This is a genomic window from Streptomyces sp. NPDC059909 (genome assembly GCF_042730885.1).
Classification (GTDB): Bacteria; Actinomycetota; Actinomycetes; order Streptomycetales; family Streptomycetaceae; genus Streptomyces.
Map to the genome: position 1 here is coordinate 38,948 of NZ_JBHWKX010000009.1, position 16,111 is coordinate 55,058.

Annotated in this window: 15 protein-coding genes; 6 read left to right on the forward strand and 9 right to left on the reverse strand. The window is 73.9% G+C overall.

Annotated features, from left to right (window positions below; all coding sequences use genetic code 11):
- The first annotated feature begins 22 nt into the window (after positions 1 to 22).
- Together ACFV9O_RS09225 and ACFV9O_RS09230 are read left to right on the forward strand one after the other, a co-directional pair.
- Entirely contained in the window at positions 23 to 1,141 is a 1,119-nt protein-coding gene (locus ACFV9O_RS09225; protein WP_385414660.1) for a FecCD family ABC transporter permease, read from the forward strand.
- Complete coding sequence (locus ACFV9O_RS09230; RefSeq protein WP_385414426.1) at positions 1,138 to 2,031, forward strand: ABC transporter ATP-binding protein; 894 nt, start codon at positions 1,138 to 1,140, stop codon at positions 2,029 to 2,031. The genes ACFV9O_RS09225 and ACFV9O_RS09230 overlap by 4 nt, the downstream gene beginning before the upstream one ends.
- 330 nt (positions 2,032 to 2,361) lie before the next feature.
- Here the strand turns inward: ACFV9O_RS09230 and ACFV9O_RS09235 are convergent, their stop codons facing one another.
- Positions 2,362 to 3,378 carry a hypothetical protein gene (locus tag ACFV9O_RS09235; RefSeq protein ID WP_385414429.1) on the reverse strand — a complete coding sequence of 339 codons (1,017 nt, stop codon included), beginning with the start codon at positions 3,376 to 3,378 and terminating at the stop codon, positions 2,362 to 2,364.
- A gap of 93 nt (positions 3,379 to 3,471) precedes the next feature.
- Here ACFV9O_RS09235 and ACFV9O_RS09240 point away from each other — a divergent pair, with 93 nt between their 5' ends.
- A complete protein-coding gene (locus ACFV9O_RS09240) occupies positions 3,472 to 6,096 on the forward strand; it encodes a helicase C-terminal domain-containing protein (RefSeq protein ID WP_385414431.1) in 2,625 nt (874 codons plus the stop codon).
- 72 nt (positions 6,097 to 6,168) lie between these two features.
- Here the strand turns inward: ACFV9O_RS09240 and ACFV9O_RS09245 are convergent, their stop codons facing one another.
- Positions 6,169 to 7,044 carry a glycosyltransferase family 2 protein gene (locus tag ACFV9O_RS09245; protein WP_385414434.1) on the reverse strand — a complete coding sequence of 292 codons (876 nt, stop codon included), beginning with the start codon at positions 7,042 to 7,044 and terminating at the stop codon, positions 6,169 to 6,171.
- Between the two features lie 231 nt (positions 7,045 to 7,275).
- Between ACFV9O_RS09245 and ACFV9O_RS09250 the strand changes: the two genes are divergently transcribed.
- Positions 7,276 to 8,919 (forward strand): DNA repair helicase XPB, encoded by a 1,644-nt coding sequence (locus ACFV9O_RS09250; RefSeq protein ID WP_385414437.1) that lies wholly within the window; start codon positions 7,276 to 7,278, stop codon positions 8,917 to 8,919.
- 50 nt (positions 8,920 to 8,969) lie between these two features.
- On the opposite strand, the gene ACFV9O_RS09255 is transcribed toward ACFV9O_RS09250, so the two are convergent.
- The 3 genes from ACFV9O_RS09255 to ACFV9O_RS09265 all read right to left on the reverse strand — a co-directional run bounded on the left by ACFV9O_RS09255 (position 8,970) and on the right by ACFV9O_RS09265 (position 10,638).
- Positions 8,970 to 9,125, reverse strand: a complete 156-nt coding sequence (locus ACFV9O_RS09255; protein WP_385414440.1) for a hypothetical protein — start codon at positions 9,123 to 9,125, stop codon at positions 8,970 to 8,972.
- On the reverse strand, positions 9,122 to 10,219 hold the full coding sequence (locus tag ACFV9O_RS09260; RefSeq protein ID WP_385414662.1) for a glycosyltransferase 87 family protein: 1,098 nt from the start codon (positions 10,217 to 10,219) through the stop codon (positions 9,122 to 9,124). The genes ACFV9O_RS09255 and ACFV9O_RS09260 overlap by 4 nt, the downstream gene beginning before the upstream one ends.
- A gap of 227 nt (positions 10,220 to 10,446) precedes the next feature.
- Positions 10,447 to 10,638, reverse strand: coding sequence for a hypothetical protein (locus ACFV9O_RS09265; protein WP_385414443.1), 192 nt, complete (start codon positions 10,636 to 10,638; stop codon positions 10,447 to 10,449).
- A 406-nt stretch (positions 10,639 to 11,044) separates the two neighbouring features.
- Here ACFV9O_RS09265 and ACFV9O_RS09270 point away from each other — a divergent pair, with 406 nt between their 5' ends.
- On the forward strand, positions 11,045 to 12,988 hold the full coding sequence (locus tag ACFV9O_RS09270) for a HelD family protein (protein WP_385414664.1): 1,944 nt from the start codon (positions 11,045 to 11,047) through the stop codon (positions 12,986 to 12,988).
- Between the two features lie 157 nt (positions 12,989 to 13,145).
- On the opposite strand, the gene ACFV9O_RS09275 is transcribed toward ACFV9O_RS09270, so the two are convergent.
- Positions 13,146 to 13,835: a copper homeostasis protein CutC gene (locus tag ACFV9O_RS09275; protein WP_385414445.1), complete on the reverse strand. Its 690-nt coding sequence runs from the start codon at positions 13,833 to 13,835 to the stop codon at positions 13,146 to 13,148.
- Positions 13,836 to 13,901: 66 nt separating this feature from the next.
- Positions 13,902 to 14,408 (reverse strand): DUF6479 family protein, encoded by a 507-nt coding sequence (locus tag ACFV9O_RS09280; RefSeq protein WP_385414448.1) that lies wholly within the window; start codon positions 14,406 to 14,408, stop codon positions 13,902 to 13,904.
- A gap of 152 nt (positions 14,409 to 14,560) precedes the next feature.
- Between ACFV9O_RS09280 and ACFV9O_RS09285 the strand changes: the two genes are divergently transcribed.
- Complete coding sequence (locus tag ACFV9O_RS09285; RefSeq protein ID WP_385414451.1) at positions 14,561 to 15,208, forward strand: hypothetical protein; 648 nt, start codon at positions 14,561 to 14,563, stop codon at positions 15,206 to 15,208.
- A gap of 199 nt (positions 15,209 to 15,407) precedes the next feature.
- Here ACFV9O_RS09285 and ACFV9O_RS09290 read toward each other — a convergent pair whose 3' ends face one another.
- Both ACFV9O_RS09290 and ACFV9O_RS09295 read right to left on the reverse strand, forming a co-directional pair.
- Entirely contained in the window at positions 15,408 to 15,686 is a 279-nt protein-coding gene (locus ACFV9O_RS09290; RefSeq protein WP_385414453.1) for a DUF4031 domain-containing protein, read from the reverse strand.
- Complete coding sequence (locus ACFV9O_RS09295) at positions 15,683 to 16,039, reverse strand: hypothetical protein (protein ID WP_385414456.1); 357 nt, start codon at positions 16,037 to 16,039, stop codon at positions 15,683 to 15,685. The genes ACFV9O_RS09290 and ACFV9O_RS09295 overlap by 4 nt, the downstream gene beginning before the upstream one ends.
- Positions 16,040 to 16,111: the final 72 nt, after the last annotated feature.

Here is a 16,111-nt window from a genome sequence, read left to right on the forward strand (position 1 = left end):
GGGCCCTCGTTCCGCCGGGGCGATGGGGGTGCCCCCGGGCGAGGCTCCGGGTGAGGGTGGGCACGCCTCCGGTGCCGGGCGCCGCAACGGTGTCCGTCCGGCCGGGTACGGGCTGGTACGGCTCGGCGGTGCGCGGTTGCTGCCGCACCGGCGCGCCGCCGCTGTCGCGGCAGGGCTCACCGTCACGCTGGCCGCCGCGTCCGTCGCGTACCTCTGCTTCGGCGAGAGCTTCGTCCCGCCGGCGGAGGTCGTGAAGGTCGTCCTCGGGCAGCCGTCGCCGGACACGCTGGTCGTCGGAACGCTCCGGCTGCCCCGTCTGACGGTCGCGCTCCTGGTCGGCGCCGCGTTCGGCGCCGCCGGTGCGCTCATCCAGACCGTGGCCCGCAACCCACTGGCCAGCCCCGACGTCATCGGCATCAGCCAGGGCGCGAGCGCGGTCACCGTCGGCGCGCTGACCTTCGGCGTCACGTCGTACGCCGTCCTGCCGTACCTGTCGGTCGCCGGCGGCATCCTGGCGGCCGCCCTGGTGTACGTCTTCGCCTGGCGCGGCGGGCTCCACGCCGGCCGCTTCGTCCTCATCGGCATCGGGTTCGCCATCGCGCTGCGTTCGGTCACGACCCTCTTCCTGACGAAGGGCGACTATCTCGTCGCCCAGCAGGCCCAGATCTGGATGACCGGCTCGCTCAACGGCCGGGGCTGGGACGAGGCGGCGCCGCTCGGCTGGACGCTGGCCCTGCTCGTCCCGGGCGTGCTGTGGGCGGCGCGCGCCATGCGCAACGTGTCCCTGGACGACGACACGGCCACCGCGCTGGGCGTACGGCTCGGGCGGGTACGGCTCGGGCTCGTCCTCATCGGCGTCGTCCTGGCGTCCGTGGCGACGGGCGCGGCGGGACCGGTCGACTTCGTGGCGCTGCTCGCGCCGCAGATCGCGCGCCGGATGACGCGTACGGCACAGATCCCGCTGCTGTGCTCCGCGCTGGCGGGCGCGGCGATCGTGGTGCTGGCGGATCTGGCGGCCCGCCGACTACTGGCGCCGACCGAACTGCCGGTGGGCGTGCTGACGGCCGCCGTCGGCGCCCCGTACCTGATCTGGCTGATCGTCCGCATCCGTACCGCAGGAGCTTCAGGAGGCAAGGCATGAGCAGGCTGACGGCCCGCGGGCTGACGCTCGCCTACGAGGACCGTACGGTCGTGCACGAGCTCGACCTGGCGATCCCGGACGGGCAGGTGACCGTGATCGTCGGCCCGAACGCCTGCGGCAAATCGACGACCCTGCGCGCCCTGGGCCGGCTGCTGAAGCCGAAGGGCGGCGCGGTGCTGCTGGACGGCACGGAGCTGGCCCGCATCCCGACGAAGCGGATCGCGCAGCGGATCGGGCTGCTGCCGCAGTCACCGGTCGCGCCGGAGGCGATCACGGTCGCGGATCTGGTGTCGCGCGGCCGCCAGCCGCACCAGGCCTGGTGGAAGCAGTGGTCGGAGGAGGACGAGCGGGCCGTCGCGGACGCGATGGAGCGCACGGACGTCGCCGCGCTCGCCGACCGGTCCGTGGACGAGCTGTCCGGCGGTCAGCGGCAGCGCGTGTGGATCGCGATGGCGCTCGCGCAGGAGACGGACCTGCTGCTGCTCGACGAGCCGACGACCTTCCTGGACATCGCTCACCAGGTCGAGGTCCTGGACCTGGTGCGCCAGCTCAACGCCCAGCGCGGCCGGACGGTGGTCGCGGTCCTGCACGACCTCAACCAGGCCGCGCGGTACGCCGACCATCTCGTCGCGATGAAGGAGGGCCGCATCGTCGCCGAGGGGCGGCCCTCGGACGTCGTCACCGCGGAGCTGGTGCGCGAGGTGTTCGGGCTGACGTCGGTCGTCGTACCGGACCCGGTGACGGGATCGCCGCTGGTGGTGCCGGGGGCGCCGTGGGCGGCCGACGCCGGTGCCGGTGCCGGTGCCCGTGTGGACGCCGACGCACGCGTCGCGGGCCCCAGGCACGCCGAGGCGGCGCCGACCGCGGCGGGCGACGACGTCCTCCGGTAGCAAGCCACTCCGCCGAGTGCATTCCGCCGGCCCTCCGACGAAGTGACGCGTCCCTCCGCCCGGTTCCAGCCCGTCCAGCACTTGAGGACCGACACGCGGGCCGCCCGCGCGGTACCGGTCACCCGCCGGGCTGGGGGCGTAGCCCCATAAAGGCTCCACGCCCGCCAGGGCGTAGGGGCAGGGGGCTGGGGCGGAGCCCCGGCGGGGGCTGGGGCGGAGCCCCGGCGGGGGCTGGGGCGGAGCCCCAGTTCGGGAAGGGGCGGGGAGGGGAAAGGGCCCGCCGCAGGCGTCCGGGCAGAGCCGAGGGCCGGACCGGGGGCCCCGCCCCGGTTACTTCCTGCGGGCCCGCCACACCAGATAGAGCGCCGTCGCGACCGCCGCCCCCCGCACCACCCACGGCCACGCCGTCGCGAGGGCGTCGGCCATCGCGTCGCCACCCGGCGGGATCGGCTCGCCCCAGCGGCCGTTGACCCTGCCCCAGAGCCAGACCGCCGCACCCGCGGCGACGGCGCCCGGGAGCCCGAGGACCGCCCACTTCGCTTCCGTACGGGACAGCGTGCTGGACGCGTACGCGAGGAGCCAGCCGAGGCCGAGGGCGAGCCAGGAGCCGAGGATCGTCCCGACGACCAGGAGCGCGGCGGCGGTCAGGAGGAGGGGGTTGCCGAGCCCCCGCCGGCCGGGGCGCAGGAACCGCAGGCGCCCGCGGCGGCGTTCGGACTCCTCGGAGGAGCCCGACGACGCGCCCGTGAACGAGTCCTCGCCCTCCTCGCCGTCCTCGTCGTCCTCGGCCCCGTCAAGATCCTTGTCCTTGCGCGGCGGCCTCAGTATCTCCGCGATCTCCACCCCGCCCACGAAGCCACCGATGTCGCTCTCCCCCGGCCCGACCCGCCACCAGTCGGGTTCACCGCCGGACGCGCCGAGTTCGTCCATCCCGGCCAGATGCGGGGGCGACGCGCCCTGCACAGGCCCGGATCCGGAGCCGGGCCCGGATGCGGCCTTCTCCGTCCTGCCCCGCCGCACGCTGAAGCGCCGGGCCGAACGGGACCGCTGCTCCGGCACCGCGGTGCGCGGCTCCTCCACCGCGACGGGACCGCGGGACACGCCCGCGCCCTCCTGCCCCGGCGCCGCCGCAGCGGCCACCACCTCGTCCGGTGTCCCGAGCCGCCCCAGGATGCGGCGCACCGCCGCCGGGCTGTCCGTGTCGTACTTGGCGCGTTGGCGGTCGATCTCGTTCCGCAGCGACGAAACCAGCTGCATCCTGGTCCCGGAGGGCAGCTGGTGCTGCTGGGCCAGGTCGCCGACCCGGCTCAGGTAGTCGAAGACAAGCTGGTCGCTCTCGATCCCCACGGTCGCCCCTCCACAGCGCGCCCTGTAACGGCGGGGTACCCGCGGGCGCCCTGACCCGACGTTAGCGCGCGGGCAGGGGCTAACGTGGGGCGGATGGGGACCGGTGAGCTCGATCGGGAGGCGCACGTGCCCACAGGAACGCCCGCTAGTACGACAACCGGTACGGGCACGGCACCGCGCACCTTGGCCGAAGCGCTGCGCGCCCGCGGTGACGAAGGCCTGGCCGCACTGCTGCGCGCCCGCCCCGACCTGCTGACCCCGGTCCCGAACGACCTCACCCAGCTCGCCACCCGCGCCGGCACGCGCGCCTCGGTCGTCCGTGCCCTGGAGCGGCTGGACCGGTTCGCGCTCCAGACGGCCCAGGCGCTGGCGGTGGCCGCGGAGCCGACGTCGTACGACACCGTCCTCGGCCTGCTCGCGGGCGACGAGGGCGACCCGACGGTCGCGGCGGCGCTGCCGCGCGCGCTCGGTGTGCTGCGCGAGCAGGCGCTGGTGTGGGGCGACGACGACCGGCTGCGGCTCGTGCGCACCGCCCGCGAACTGCTCGCCCCGTCGCCCTCGCATCCGTCGCCGACCGGCCTCGGCCCGACGGTCGCCGAGGCGACGGCCGGGATGTCGCCGGGCCGGGTGCAGGAGATCCTCGGCGCGGCGGGACTGCCGACGACCCATGATCCCGTGTCGGCGGTCGCCGCGCTGACCGGGCTGTTCACGGACCGCGAGCGGATGGCGGCACTGCTCGACACGGCTCCGCCGGAGGCGCTGGCGGTGCTGGACCGGCTGGTGTGGGGGCCGCCGTACGGGGAGGTCACGGCCGAGCCCACGCCGCCGGTGCGCTGGCTGCGGGACCGCGGGCTGCTGCTGCCCACGTCGCCGCGCACGATGGTGCTGCCGCGCGAGGCGGCGCTGCATCTGCGCGGGGGGCGCGCGCACCGGGAGCCGGAGCCGGTGGCTCCGGAGGTCCGCGTCGCGGCCGAACACCGTCCACAGGTTGTGGACAACACGGCGGCAGGGCAAGCGTACACGTCGCTCGCGACCGTCGAGGAGCTCCTGAAGGAGTGGCAGACGGCCGGTCCCACCGTGCTCCGTGCGGGCGGGCTGAGCGTGCGCGACCTCAAGCGCACGGCGGCGGCGCTGGACGTCTCCGAGCAGATCGCGGCGTTCTGGATCGAACTCGCCCACGCCGCCGGGCTACTGGCCTCGGACGGCGAGGCGGACGAACGCTTCGCGCCGACGCCGGCGTACGACGAGTGGCTCGACCTCCCGGCGGCCGAGCGCTGGACGACGCTCGTGACGGCGTGGCTCACGGCGACCCGCACGGCCGGCCTGGTCGGCGGCCAGGACACGAAGGGCCGCACGCTCGCCGCCCTCGGCCCCGATCTGGACCGCAGCGCGGCCCCCGAGGTCCGGCACCGCGTCCTGACCCTGCTGGCCGCCCTCCCCCAGGGCGCCGCCCCGGTTCCGGACACGCTGCTGGCCCGCCTCCGCTGGGAACGCCCGGTCCGCCCGGCACCCGGCTCCGCGCCGGCGGCACCCGGACCCTCGCCGTCCCCCTACGCCCAGGGGCGTGGGGCGACCCCCAGCGACGCGAACGCGGCCCGCACCGCGAGTGCCGCGGGTGCCGCGGGCGCCGCGGGCGCCGGCACGGGCCCTTCGGAGCCCACGGACCTCCGCTCCCGCATCGCCAGGTGGACCCTCACCGAGGCCGAACTCCTCGGCCTCACCGGCCGCGGCGCGCTGTCCACGGCGGCCCGCGCCCTCCTGGACGCCACGGACCCGCGGCGCACGGAACTCGCCGAGCAGGCCATCGCGCCACTGCTCCCCGCGCCCCTGGACCACGTCCTCCTCCAGGCCGACCTCACCGCCGTCGCGCCAGGACCGCTGGAGCGGCCGCTCGCCGACGCGCTCGGCGTGCTGGCGGACGTGGAGTCGAAGGGTGGGGCGACCGTGTACCGGTTCACGCCCGCGTCCGTGCGGCGCGCGCTCGACGCCGGGCAGGCCGCGGCCGACCTGCACGCGTTCCTGGCCAAGCACAGCCGTACGCCCGTGCCGCAGCCGCTCAGCTATCTCATCGACGACGTGGCCCGCCGGCACGGCCACCTCCGGATCGGCGCCGCCTCCGCGTACGTTCGCTGCGACGACGACGCCCTGCTCGACGAGATCCTCGCGGACCGCCGCTCGCAGCCGCTGCGGATGCGCCGCCTCGCCCCGACCGTGCTGGCGGCCCAGGCCGACCCTGCGGCGCTGCTCGAGGGGCTGCGGGCGATGGGGTACGCGCCCGCGGCCGAGTCCGCGGAGGGCGACGTCCTGATCACCCGCGCCGACGCCCGCCGCACGCCTCCCCGCACTCCGCCCGCTCCCGTCCCCGAGGGTCCGCCGGTGCCGGACGACACCCTCCTCGGCGCGGCGGTGAAGGCGATCCGGGCGGGCGACATGGCGGCCACGGCCGTACGCAGGTCCGCGCCGCACACCGCGGACGGCGAGCTGCCCCGCACCACACCGGCCGAGACCCTCGCGACGGTCCAGGCCGCCGCCCTCACCGGCTCCGCCGTATGGATCGGCTACGTCAACGCAGACGGCGCCGCCAGTCAGCGCGTCATCGCACCCGTGCGCGTCGAGGGCGGCTTCGTCACCGCGTACGACCACACGGCCGACGAGGTCCGCACGTACCCCCTGCACCGCATCACCGGCGTCGCCGAACTGGCGGACGACCCTGCCTGAGACAGCCCTGCGTGAGAGGGCGCTGCGTAAGACGGCGGTCCCGGCAGCCGCTGCCCGTCGCGGTGCGACCGGTCAGAGGATCGGAGGCCGCCCCAGTCGGGTCATGCGCCACACCGTGCGCCACTTCATGGGCCTGCGCGGACCGCACGAAGTCCGCACGCCCTCCAGGAACCCGCCGCACCACGCCTTCAGCCCGGACAGGGACCGGATCCGCGCCACGGTGAGCAGGATCCACACGCCGAGATAGAGCGGGATCAGCGGAACGGGGAGCCGGCGGCGGGCCAGCCAGACCCGGTTGCGCGCGGTGAACCGGTAGTACACGGCGTGCCGGGCAGGGGAGGTCTTCGGGTGCTGGAGCACCAGTTCGGGCTCGTAGAGGATCTTCCATCCGGCGTCGAGCGCCCGCCATCCGACGTCCGACTCCTCATGCCCGAAGAAGAACTCCGACGGCCACAGGCCGATCTCCCTGAGCATCGGTACCGACAGCACGTGACCGCCGCCGAGGAAGGCGGTGACCAGTCCCCGCCGCATCGGGTCGTCGGCACGCAGCCGCGGCACGTGGCGGCGCTGGGTCCGCCCGTGTTCGTCGGCGATGCGGAACGACACGATCCCGAGCGCGGGATCATCTGCGTACAGCCGCCGCACCTTGCGGAAGACGTCGTCGGCGATCAGCAGCCCGTCGTCGTCCAGCTCCACGACGACGTCCACCTCGCCCGAATCGCACAGGAGTTGCAGCCCGGCATTGCGTGCTCCGGGGCAGCCCGGATTCTCCTCGAGGGGAATCTTCGTCACGTCGGCCGACACGTCCGTGAGCGGCGTCGCACTGCCCACCAGCACCACGCGGGCGGGTGGCACGTCCTGCCTGCCCACGGAGGCGATCAGAGCGTCCAGTTCCCTCGGGCGATTGCCCATCGTGACGATGACGACTCCGATACGCGGCAACGGCATGGGCGCACACTCCAGAGGTCGGCAGGGTGCCCCGATGCTAGGTCCTGTCGGGCCGGCGTCGCGTACCTGGCTGCCAGGTGTCGGAGCCCGCTCCCGGACCCGGCGCCCGCCGCGGTGTGGCCGACGCCACCCGGTCGCACCGCCCGATGAGGCAGACTGGAGGTTTGGCTGGAACGGGACCCCCGGGATCGCCCGGGCCCCGCGCAGGCGCCACGAGGAAAGGGCACACGCGTGAACGGACCGCTCATCGTCCAGAGCGACAAGACTCTCCTGCTCGAGGTGGACCACGAGCAGGCCGACGCGTGCCGTCGCGCCATCGCCCCGTTCGCGGAGCTGGAGCGCGCTCCGGAGCACATCCACACGTACCGCATCACGCCCCTCGGGCTGTGGAACGCCCGGGCGGCGGGCCATGACGCCGAGCAGGTCGTGGACGCGCTCGTGGAATTCTCCCGCTACCCCGTCCCGCACGCGCTGCTCGTCGACGTCGCGGAGACGATGGCCCGCTACGGACGGCTCACGCTGGCCAAGCACCCCGCGCACGGGCTCGTGCTGACCACGACCGACCGGCCCGTCCTGGAGGAGATCCTCCGTTCCAGGAAGATCCAGCCCCTGGTCGGCGCCCGGCTCGATCCGGACACGGTCGTTGTGCACCCCTCCGAGCGCGGCCAGATCAAGCAGACGCTGCTGAAGCTGGGCTGGCCTGCCGAGGACCACGCCGGGTACGTGGACGGCGAGGCGCACCGCATCGACCTCGACGAGTCGGGCTGGGGCCTGCGCCCGTACCAGAAGCAGGCCGTCGAGGGCTTCTGGCACGGCGGCTCCGGCGTCGTCGTGCTGCCCTGCGGCGCGGGCAAGACACTCGTCGGCGCGGGCGCCATGGCGCAGGCGAAGGCGACGACCCTGATCCTCGTCACGAACACGGTCTCGGCCCGCCAGTGGAAGCACGAGCTGGTCAAGCGCACGTCGCTCACCGAGGAGGAGATCGGTGAGTACAGCGGCGCGAAGAAGGAGATCCGCCCGGTCACCATCGCCACGTACCAGGTGCTGACGACGAAGCGGAAGGGTATCTATCCCCACCTGGAGCTCTTCGACTCCCGCGACTGGGGCCTGATCGTCTACGACGAGGTGCATCTGCTGCCCGCGCCGGTCTTCAAGTTCACGGCCGACCTGCAGGCCCGCCGCCGCCTCGGCCTGACGGCGACCCTCGTCCGCGAGGACGGCCGCGAGTCGGACGTCTTCTCCCTCATCGGCCCCAAGCGGTTCGACGCGCCGTGGAAGGAGATCGAGGCGCAGGGCTACATCGCGCCCGCCGACTGCGTCGAGGTCCGGGTCAATCTGACGGACTCCGAGCGGCTGGCGTACGCGACGGCCGAGACGGAGGAGAAGTACCGCTACTGCGCGACCACCGAGACGAAGCGGAAGGTCACCGAGCAGCTCGTCCGCAAGCACGCGGGCCAGCAGACCCTGGTCATCGGCCAGTACATCGACCAGCTCGACGAGCTGGGCGAGCACCTGAACGCACCGGTCATCAAGGGCGAGACGCCGAACTCGCAGCGCGAGAAGCTCTTCGACGCCTTCCGGAACGGCGAGATCAGCGTCCTCGTCGTGTCCAAGGTCGCGAACTTCTCGATCGACCTTCCCGAGGCAACGATCGCCATCCAGGTCTCCGGCACCTTCGGCTCCCGCCAGGAGGAGGCCCAGCGTCTCGGCCGCGTCCTGCGCCCGAAGGCGGACGGCCACAAGGCCCACTTCTACTCGGTCGTGGCCCGCGACACGATCGACCAGGACTTCGCGGCCCACCGCCAGCGGTTCCTTGCGGAACAGGGCTACGCGTACCGGATCATGGACGCGGACGACCTGCTGGCGGAGGAGTAAGCCCCGGCCCCCGGCCCGCCCCGGGGCGCCCGGCCCGGCCCGGTCCCCGGTCAGTCGAGCGCGGCCAGGATCGGGGCGAGGATCATCAGGAGGTGCTGGGCGAAGACGGCCTTGCCCCGCACTCCGTGCCTCAGTACGCCGCGCGGCAGCGCCGCCGCGCCCAGGCCCGTCAGCACGGAGAGGCCCAGCGACCACAGGGTCGTCATGGCCCGATTGCATCAGCCCGGTCCCGGCCGGGGGCTCTGCTCACGTACTCAGGAGCGCCTGCTCGGGTACTCGACTCCGCGGCCTCGCGTGCCCGGAGCGCCGCGAACGCCAGGAGCGCCGGCGCCAGGAGTGGATAGGGCGAGGCCAACGGCTGCTGCCACCAGGGGAGTTGGAGGTCCAGGTCGCCTTCGTGCGGTACGAGCCACATGGTGCGGGCGAGGAAGACGGCCGTGACGGCGGCGGCCGTGCGGCGACGCCCCTCCGCGATCAGGACGGCCAGGAGCGGGACGCACCACACCCAGTGGTGGGACCAGCTGATGGGCGAGACGAGCAGGGCGGTGAAGGCGACGGTGAGGACGCCCCAGCGCTCCGGCGCGCGGTGGGCGATCCAGAGACCCGCGACGGCGGTCACGGCAGCGGTGGCCGCCCACACCGCGCCCGGCTCCTGCGTGTGCAGGGCGCGCGCGAAGAGCCCCTGGAGGGACTGGTTGTCGATGATCCACGCCTTGCCGACGCGGTCGGTCTCGAAGATCCGGCGGGTCCAGAAGTCGGCGCTGGCCTTGGGGAGGACCAGCGCACCGAGGAGGACTGTCCCGAGGAGCGAGGCGAGGGCGGTGAGCCCGGCCCGCACCCGGCCGGTGATCAGCAGCAGGACGACGAAGACGGCCGGGGTGAGTTTCACGCCCGCCGCGACACCGAGGGCGAAGCCCTTGCCGAGCGAGCCGGGCGGCCGGGACAGGTCCCACAGGACGAGACAGACCAGCGCCAGGTTGATCTGGCCGAAGACGAGCGTCTGGAAGACGGGTTCGAGCCACAGCGCGAGCGCGGTGGCCCCGAGCACCTGCGGCGTCCGCACCGGAAGCCCGGCGAACCGGCAGGAGAGCCGTACCAGCAGGGCCAGCAGCAGCGCGTTCCCGGCGACGAAGGCGGCCTTGAGCGCGGTGACGGGCAGCCATGTCGTCGGTACGAAGAGGATCGCGGCGAAGGGCGGATACGTGGCGGGCAGCTGCCACTCGGTGACGGTGAACCCGTACAGATCGGTGCCGTTGGCGACGGCCGCACCCTCCGCCCGGTAGACGAGGGTGTCGGCCATGGGGATGTGCCGGGCGAGGCAGAGGGCGGCCAGCACGGCGAGCGACAGAACGAGGGCGAGGGCACCGGCGGATGCGGTGAGTGGGCGGATGGTCACGGTCCGGTACGGGTTCGTCACGGCCGCGACCCTAGTGGATCAACGGGCCCGGTCAGGCCCGCCGCATGCCTGGTGGCGGGGTCGGCGGTGGCGTCGGGGCGGGGTCGGTGGTGGCGAGGCCGGCGGCGGGGTCAGCCGTGGCGGCGGACGACGCCGGCCTCTTCGCCGTACTCCCCGAGGACCACGACACCGAAGGCGGCCTTCACGAAGACCTTGATCGCGCGCAGCGCATCGCCGAGACGGTGGCCGTGACGGCCGGCGGCACCGCTCGCCGTGGCGCCGCGCCCGGGCCCGGCGGCTTGGTGGAAGGTGGCTGTACTCATACCTCCATAGTGGGCTTTCCGCACCCGGAGCACATCGGCCTGCGGTCCGACCCGCGACCCCCGCCACGTACGACCTCGGGCATACGGCGTCCCCTACGGGACGGACACCCGCGGCCCCCGCCCCGGGCCGGTCGGCCCGGCCGGCCACGGAAAACCGTTCGCCCCCCACCCACCCGGCTGACTACAATCGCCCGTCTTGCCCGCCTCCCCCCGAGGAGTGCCGCCGTCCGGTCGGCAACCGGACGCGCAGCCATGCCGTAAACCCCACGTACCTTCCGGAGGCAGCCCCGTGCCCGCGCCCGTACCCGAGGCCGTACCCGCGTCCGGTTCCGGTTCCGATTCCGGCTCCGATCCGCTCGCCGGCGAGCGCGCCCATCTGGCCACGTCCCGCTCCGCGCTGCGCGCCATGCGCGAGGACGTGCAGGCTCTCGACATCCGCGACGTCACCGCGAACTGGGTGAACGCCGCGGTCCTGGAGGCCCAGATCGAGGACCGCATCAAGGCGCTCGCGGACCTCGCCCACACCCCGCTGTTCTTCGGCCGCCTCGACTATCTGCACTCCACCCAGGAAGGGCAACGCTTCTACATCGGCCGCCGGCACGTCCACGACGCCGAGGGCGACCCGATGGTCATCGACTGGCGTGCGCCGGTCTCGCAGCCGTTCTACCGCGCGTCGAAGAAGGACCCGCAGGACGTCGCCCTGCGCCGCCGCTTCGGCTACACGGGCGGCGACCTCACCGCGTACGAGGACGAGCACCTCAGTGACCCGGCCGAGGCCGAGCGGACCAGCAGGCTCCTCCAGACGGAGATCGAGCGGCCCCGCGTCGGCCCCATGCGGGACATCGTCGCGACGATCCAGCCCGAGCAGGACGAGATCGTCCGGTCGGGCCTGTCCGGCACGGTCTGCGTACAGGGCGGCCCGGGCACCGGAAAGACCGCCGTCGGCCTGCACCGCGTCGCGTACCTCCTCTACGCGCACCGGGAGCGGCTGGCCCGCACCGGCACGCTGGTCATCGGCCCGAACCGCTCCTTCCTCCACTACATCGAGCAGGTCCTCCCGGCGCTGGGCGAGTTGGAGGTCCGGCAGGCGACGGTCGACGATCTCGTCGCGCACGTCGACGTACGGGGCGACGACACCGCCGAGGCCGCCATCGTCAAGGGCGACGCCCGGATGGCGGAGGTGCTGCGCCGGGCGGTGCGCTCGCACGTCACGATGCCTGCGGATGCCCTGATGGTGGTCCGCGGATCGCGGCGCTGGCGGGTGCCGGCGTACGAACTCGAGGAGATCGTGCAGGAGTTGCTGGACCGCGACATCCGGTACGGGGCCGCCCGCGACGCCCTGCCGCAGCGCATCGCGCATGCCGTCCTCGTACGGATGGAACAGGCCGGCGAGGCCCCGGACGACCGGGTGCAGGACGCGGTGGCGCGCAACGCGGCGGTGAAGGCGGCGGTCAAGGCGATCTGGCCGGCGGTCGATCCGGCGAAGCTGATCCTGCGGCTGCTGTCCGACGCGGACTTCCTCGCGGAGCACGCGGACGGCGTCCTCGGCGCCGACGAGCAGAAGGCGATCCTCTGGACGAAGCCGCCGCGGTCGGTGCGGACCGCGAAGTGGTCCCCGGCCGACGCGGTCCTGATCGACGAGACGAGCGACCTCGTCGAGCGCACGCACTCGCTCGGGCACGTGGTGCTGGACGAGGCGCAGGACCTGTCGCCGATGCAGTACCGGGCGGTGGGGCGGCGCTGCACGACCGGGTCGGCGACGGTGCTCGGCGATCTGGCGCAGGGCACCACGCCCTGGGCGACGGGGAGTTGGGCCGAGGCGCTGACCCACCTCGGCAAGCCGGACGCGGCGGTCGAGGAGCTGACGGCGGGCTTCCGTGTGCCCCGCGAGGTCATCGCGTACGCGTCACGGCTGCTGCCGCACATGTCCCCTGGCCTGGCGGAGGTCCGCTCGGTGCGCGAGTCCCCCGGCTCCCTGGAGATCCGGGCGGCGTCCAGGGACGGCGATGTGGTGGCCGCGTGCGTGGAGTCCCTCCGGCACGAGGGCTCCATCGGCCTGATCGCGGCCGACGCGCGCGTCCCCGCGCTGGCGGACGCCCTGGCCGCGGCGGGTCTGCCGTATCTCTCCCCCGGCGAGGAGACGACCCCAGAGGTCCGGCTCACCCTCGTCCCGGCGTCCCTCGCGAAGGGCCTCGAGTACGACTACGTCGTACTGGACGAGCCCGCGGCCGTCGTCGACGGCGAGCCGGACGAACGCACCGGCCTGCGCCGCCTGTACGTGGCCCTGACCCGCGCGGTCTCGGGCCTGACGGTGCTCCACGCGGCGCCGCTGCCGCCGCAGCTGTCCTGAACGGGAGACCGGTGGTTTGCGAGCAGTCGTTCCGCCGGCCTGGGGGCACCCCCAGGCGAAGCTCTGGGGGAGGGTGGGCACGAACCACCCACGGCCCGCACCCGGGCCGCCCGCCCCGCCCCCACCGGCCGCAGCCGCAGCCAGCCGCACCGCAGGGTTACGCGTCCAGCGCGTCCCGCCACTCCCGGACCGCCGACGCGTCGACCGGGGCGGTCCAGCCGTGCGGTCGCGCCGCGCCGCCGATGTGGAAGGCGTCGATGCCCGCGGAGCGCAGCGCCGGGAGGTGATCGAGACGGAGGCCGCCGCCGACGAGGAGCTGGGCCTCGTAGCCCGGCTCCCCCCGGCGCGCCGCCTCCGCGAGGAGGACCGGGAGCCCGTCGTCCACGCCCGCCGGGGACCCGGCGGTCAGATACGTGTCGAGGCCCGGCACGTCCGCGAGCTGCTTGCGCAGGGCGTCACGGTCGGCCGCGCGGTCGATGGCCCGGTGGAACGTCCACCGGCAGCCCTCCACCTCGGCGACGAGCCGTTCGACGGTGACGAGGTCCGGGTTGCCGTGCGCGTCGAGGAAGCCGAGGACGAACTCGTCCGCACCCTCCGCCCGCATCCCGCGCGCGACGTGCACGAGCGCATCGACGTCACCCACGGCGAATCCGTCGGCGAGGCGCAGCATCACCCGCAGCGGGATGTCGACCGCCGCGCGGATCGCCGCGAAGGTCTCCCGGGACGGGGTGAGCCCGTCCGCCGCCATGTCGGTGACGAGTTCCAGGCGGTCGGCTCCTCCGGCCTGGGCGGCGACCGCGTCCCGCTCGTCGAGGGCGATCACCTCCAGGACTGCACGGTTGCTCATGGCCCCATCCCTTCGGCCCTATAGGTCTAGTCCAATAATGGGATCAGCCTAGACCGTCCGGGCGACTCAGGACGGCTGGGCGGAACCTCCAGAACCCGAGGAACCCGCAGAGCCCGCCGGACCCGCATCGGACCGGCCGCCCTGCTGCTCCGCCGCGGGCTCCGTCGCACCCGCCCCGGGCGCCGCGGCCTCGCCCGGCGTCGCGGCCTCGCCGGGTGCCGCCGCGCCGGGTGCCGCCGCGCCCTCCCCCGGCCCGGCAGGCTCCATCGGCACGCCGTGCGTGCTGTGCGTCTTCAGGTTGTACGGAAGCAGCCGCGCGCCGTCCGTCGGGAAGTCGGCCTCGTCCGGCTCCCGGATCTCCTCGATGTGCGTCGGGTGATCCGGCACCTTCGGCTGCTCCTCGGGCCGCGGTGCCCGCTCCTGCGCCCGCCGCCTCGCCTCCAGCCACATGGCGCCTCCGAGCACGACGACGAGGACGACCGCGATGAGGAACGGAACGAGACCGGCCCACGGTGAGGCAGCCACGACTTCGGTGGTGGCCGGGCTGCCCTGGGCGATCATCAAGGGGTTCATGGCGTCTGCCTCCGCATACGCAACGGCACACAAGCCTGACCCGCCCATTATCGTCCGAGATGCCCCATAGAGGCGCCCCCAGGCAATCCCGGTCGCCCTCGGGCGGGGAACACCGGCCCCCGGCCCCGCACCGCGTGGGGACAATGGGCCGCATGGCCGACACCGAGGATCTCCGCAACCGCTGGTACGGCGCCCTGCTCGCCGTCCGCGAGGACCCGTGCTTCCCCGACCCGTTCCGGTACGCGGACAATCTGCTGGCCCGCTGGTCGGAGCCGCAGCGGCGCTATCACACCGTCGACCATCTGGCCGCCGTCCTGCGCCACGTCGACACGCTGGAGCAGTACGCGGACAACGCCGACCTGGTCCGCCTCGCCGCCTGGTTCCACGACGCGGTCTACCTCCCGGAGCGCTCCACCAACGAGGAGCGCAGCGCCCGTCTCGCCGAGCGAGCCCTCCCCGAGGCCGGGCTGACCCAGGAGGACACGAACGAGGTCGCCCGTCTTGTCCGCCTCACCACGACGCACGCCGCCCAGGACGGCGACAGCAACGGCATGGTCCTGTGCGACGCGGACCTTGCGATGCTCGCGTCGCCGCCGGACGCGTACGCCGCGTACACCGCCGCCGTCCGCGAGGAGTACGGATTCGTCCCCGACGACGCCTTCCGTGCGGGACGCGCGGCGGTCCTGCGGCAGCTCCTGGACCTGCCGCGGCTGTTCCGTACCCCGTACGGCGATCGGGAGTGGGAGGCACCGGCCCGCCGCAATCTGACGGCGGAACTGGAGAGCCTGGAGCGCGGGTAACGGCAAGGACGGCCGTCCACATCCTCGGTCTGTCGGTGTTCGCGCTCGGCACCAGCGAGTTCGGGCTCGCACTCCGGCTGCACCGGCGCGGCGCGTCGGCGGTTGCGGAAACCCGTGTGGTGACCGCCTCGGCCGTGAGCGCGGTCCCCGTGGGCGCTCACAGGGAGTCGCCACAGCCCTGCGCGTAGACGCGTTCACCTCAGTCGTTCTTCTGCGCCGCCGCTCTCTTGCGCCGGCGAAGGCCCGCCTCCGTGATCCGGCGTACGAGTTCCTTGGAGCCGATCTCCACCGCGCCGGCCCGTACCGCGTCGGCATAGCGGTGCGCGGGCACGTCGTAGTGGTCGCGTTCGAAGGCGCGCGCCGGGCAGCCGATCGACGCGGCGAAGGCGTGCAGCTCGTCGAACGACACGTCGCTGACCATGTGGGACCACATGCGGCCGTGCCCCGGCCAGTTCGGCGGGTCGATGTAGACCGTCACGACAGCCCGCCGACGGGTGCCACGACCACGCCCGCCTTGCCGCACACCCAGTGCGGATCGGGTCCCAGTTCGGGCTCCACGTCGAGGGCGTGGGGTTCGCCGGTGCAGCAGACCGGGCAGATCGGCCAGCGGCCGTACCGTTCGAGCAGCGCGTCCTGTACGTCCTGGGCTATCAGCCCGGCGACGTACTCCGTGCCCTCCGGCCACTGCTCGACCCACCAGCGGCGCTGGGCCACGGCCTCCTCGACGAGCGAGACGACTTCGGCGTGGGCCACGTCGCGGGCCGCGAGGTCGGCGAGGACCAGAGCGCGGGCGGCGTGCAGCGCCTGTTCCAGCGGGTCGACGTCGTTCATGGGGTCATTGTCTCCCCGGTCGGTACGGATGGAACCGGCGGCGGGAACGGGCGGCGGGACAGGTGGCGGGAG